This is a genomic window from Rhizobium sp. FG113 (assembly GCF_057809895.1).
Genome location: NZ_JBMDKV010000051.1, coordinates 1 through 3,434, shown reverse-complemented (window position 1 = coordinate 3,434; position 3,434 = coordinate 1). Strand labels below are relative to the sequence as shown.

The window sequence follows — 3,434 nt, the reverse complement described above, 5'->3', positions numbered from 1 at the left end:
TTCCGGATACGTTCTTAAAAGTCGGACAGATTCGCCACTTTCGTGTCGTGACGCCTACAGATTATGTCGGGTGCGTTTGTACCGGCTTAAGTCGGTGCCTCTCTTGATCGGGCCGGTGCTTCCAAGTCGGAAAGCAAGGACGAGATCAGCTCATCCGGCGCTTTGAACCGACCCCGCCTCAGGTCAGGTGGCACGACCGCCTCGACTGCTTCCAACTTTTCGGAAGGATCCATGCGGAGATAGACTTCCGTCGTGCGGATATCAGCATGCCCGAGCCACAATGCCACCTTCCGTATGTCATGAGTCGCCTGCAGCATGACGACCGCGCAACTATGCCGAAGCTGATGCGGCGAGATGCTCCGATTGCGCAGCGTCGGGCAGGTCTTGGCGGCCTTGCCTACGTGCTTGTCGAGCACATACTCGAAGCCGGCTCGGGTCATCGGTTCGCCTTGGGCATTGACGAAGAGTTCCGGTACGCGAACTGAGCCCCTAACACTCAGCCAGGCGCGGAGGTCCCTTGCGGTTTCCTTCCAAAGCGGCAGGCAACGTTGCTTGCGGCCCTTGCCCTGAACAGTAATGCTGGCTCCGTGCTGGAGCGCGAGATTTTCCGTGAGCACACCAACCAGTTCAGAGACCCGCAAGCCCCCGGCGAAGCACAGATGCATCATCGCCCGGTCGCGTATGCCTGATCGCGACGCGAGATCAGGAGCATTGAGGATCGCGCGGACCTCGTCCATTGTCAGGTGGCGGATGAGCTTCTGATCATGGCGCTTGTTCGGGATTGCATGGACCCGGCCCACCTGCTCCAAGACGGAAGGTACCTTGTGCTCGATATAGCGCATGAACGCCTTGATGGCGGCGAGCCGCACATTGCGCGTCGACGCACCGTTCCCGCGCTCCTGTTCAATATGAGCGAGGAAGGCCAGGATCATCGGCGCATCGAGATCTTCGATCATCAGCATGGACGGGCGGACGCGGAGCCGCGTGGCTGCGAAGTCAAACAGCAGCCTGTAGCTGAATGCATATGTTTCGCAGCTCTGGGGACTATAGCCCCGCTGTCGGGGCATGTAGTCACGCAGGAAGCTTGTGATATGAGGGGCGAGCTTTGTCATGCGGCGCTCTCTTCCATAAGCATTTCCGCGGCCGCGGCGATATCAGTCATCAATTCGGGCGTTGCCTCAAGGTACCAGTAGGTGCCTCGGATGTTGACATGGCCCAAATAGGTCGAGAGGGCGACGAAGTGCCGAGCGACCTCACCGCGACCGGCGCCGCACTGCTGCAAAACTCGGGTTGCGAAGGTATGGCGAAGATCATGGATACGGGGCTGCGGACGTCGCTCCGGCGCGATCCCCGCTCGTCGCAGGATGCAGCGGAATGTGTAGTTGACCGTTGTCGGGTAGATCTCTCGGTGCTCGACGGATGGGAACAGCCAGTCACTCTCACCGGCCCGTTGGCGCCGAGCCTCAAGATAGCCCTCAAGCGCCTCGATGACAGTCGCGTGCAGCGGAACGAGCCGGCTCTTGCGGAACTTCGTTTCGCGGATGTGCAAGACGCCGCCGGCCTGGATGTCGTCAAGTCTGAGGGCAAGGGCCTCGGAGATGCGCAGTCCGGTGGCAGCAATCAACCCGAACAGCATGACGTAGAGCTGGCGTCTCAGGGGATTGGGCTTCTGATACCGGAGAGCGCCGGCTGCATTTAGAATGCGGCCGATCTCGTCCGGCGTATAGATGTAGGGAATGGGTCGCTTCTGCGAGCTCCGCTTGACGTCCGCGCGTGGGATTTCGTGCCGAGGATCTTCGGCAAACAGGAAGCGCGCCAACAGGATCACGTTCGTCAGGCGTCGCGCACGAGCACCCGGCGTACTAACGACCGTGTCCAGCCATGACACAGCTGATATGGTGCGAATGTGGGTCTCACCCCGGTCGGTGGCAAAGCTCGCAAAGGCACGAAGGTGCCGCTCGGCCCTGACCAGCTTGTAGCCCAGCGAGCGACGCAGAGTGATGTAGCGGTCGATGTCATCGCTCAGCATGGCAGTCTCCCTCCCCAAGGTTGAGCAATCTCCGATAGGAGGCCCATATCTACTTTGGCATAGAGCGCTGTGACCGACGGCGAGCGATGCCGCAGAACCGCGCCGACGCCAGAAAGGCTTGCGCCGCTTCGCAGCATGGCAGTTGCTGCGGAGTGCCGGAGCAGATGGGCGCCGCGATGGACACTCTTGATCTCCGCCCTGTCGAGGGCGCGTTTCACGATGCATTTTACGGCGATGCGGCCGATTGGCCTGATCGGTGCGATATCTGTCAGGAAGACCCGCGCCGTCCCAAGGCGCGGTCGTGCTCGCTCGATATAGGCGAGGATAGCGTCGCCGATGTCCTGGGTTAGCGGCAGGTGCTCTTCGCGCCGCACCTTGCCAACAAGCTTTATCCGGCTGTTCACCCAATCGATGTCGCTGAAGGTTAGGTTGGCGACTTCACTCGCTCTCAGGCCCAAACGGGCAAGCAAAAGTATGATGGCCCGGTCACGCAGACGCTCTTCGCCGTCACAGACGACAAAAGGTCGATATCGGCTTGCCCGAGAAAGCGCGGTATTGCCGCTAACTGCCAATTCGCGAATCCTGGAACCGCATATTCACGGCCCACCGGGCATTCCCCGATCGCCACGAGATATTTGAGATACGCGCGTGTCGCCACAGTGATGCCCTGTGCCCTTGCACGTCCGTGCGGCTTTGCTCGATCGAGCACGAAGCTACGGATCGCAACCGCGGTATATGCTATGGGATCTGCACCGAGCGACGCCAGCAAATGGATCAAGACCCCCTGATAGGTATCGAGCGTCGAATCCTTGATGCCGCGTTGCTCGCGCATCCAGGAGCGGAAGGCAGCCAATGTCGGCCAGAGATCCTCCAGCGACGGGCGCTGTTCCGGCGCCAGGATGTTTCTCTCACGCAGACAGGCAATGAACAGCTTAGCTGCACCCTGCGGCGCGCGAGCCGTCTTGCCGCCGCGGAATATAACCGCTGATGCAGCAAAGCCTGTGACCAGGGTCTCGATCCCGAAGCCGGCCGCACGCGCCCAATCGGCCCATAATGCAAGCAAACGCACGACCTCCGTTATCGTCGGGGCAGAATAATACCGCTCGGTGAGCCAGCTTTTGAAGCCATCGACATGAGGTTGTAACCAATTGATCCGTGCATCGACGCTTCGACGATGCCTGTATCTTCGTTTTGCCACGCTGCTTTCCTTCGATTTGCAGTTCACACCGGGGAAGTCCGGCGGTTCGAGCAAACCGGAGGTTTCGCCTCTCTCAAACTGTCTTGTTGAGCAGAAGATTGGGCTTGGGTGATGTCATCGGTTCGGAGCACGGCGGCCATGCCAGTGGGATCGGTGCAGTACCGGTTGCGCTGAACGTGCTGATGGGGGTGCCGGTCATTCATGTCA

The 3,434-nt window shown here is 60.2% G+C and carries 4 protein-coding genes; all 4 read right to left on the bottom strand.

Translation table 11 applies throughout. From position 1 onward, the window contains the following. Window positions 1–86 precede the first annotated feature (86 nt). Genes ACODTZ_RS36030 through ACODTZ_RS36015 form a run of 4 tightly spaced genes read right to left on the bottom strand, consistent with a single transcriptional unit; the run spans window position 87 to window position 3,227 of the window. Window positions 87–1,112: a tyrosine-type recombinase/integrase gene (locus ACODTZ_RS36030; protein ID WP_489032095.1), complete on the bottom strand. Its 1,026-nt coding sequence runs from the start codon at window positions 1,110–1,112 to the stop codon at window positions 87–89. Then, on the bottom strand, window positions 1,109–2,029 hold the full coding sequence (locus ACODTZ_RS36025; protein ID WP_489032093.1) for a tyrosine-type recombinase/integrase: 921 nt from the start codon (window positions 2,027–2,029) through the stop codon (window positions 1,109–1,111). Before ACODTZ_RS36025 ends, ACODTZ_RS36030 begins: the two co-directional genes overlap by 4 nt. Continuing rightward, on the bottom strand, window positions 2,023–2,487 hold the full coding sequence (locus ACODTZ_RS36020; RefSeq protein ID WP_489032097.1) for a tyrosine-type recombinase/integrase: 465 nt from the start codon (window positions 2,485–2,487) through the stop codon (window positions 2,023–2,025). Before ACODTZ_RS36020 ends, ACODTZ_RS36025 begins: the two co-directional genes overlap by 7 nt. Next, window positions 2,478–3,227, bottom strand: a complete 750-nt coding sequence (locus tag ACODTZ_RS36015) for a hypothetical protein (RefSeq protein WP_489032091.1) — start codon at window positions 3,225–3,227, stop codon at window positions 2,478–2,480. The genes ACODTZ_RS36020 and ACODTZ_RS36015 overlap by 10 nt, the downstream gene beginning before the upstream one ends. Window positions 3,228–3,434: the final 207 nt, after the last annotated feature.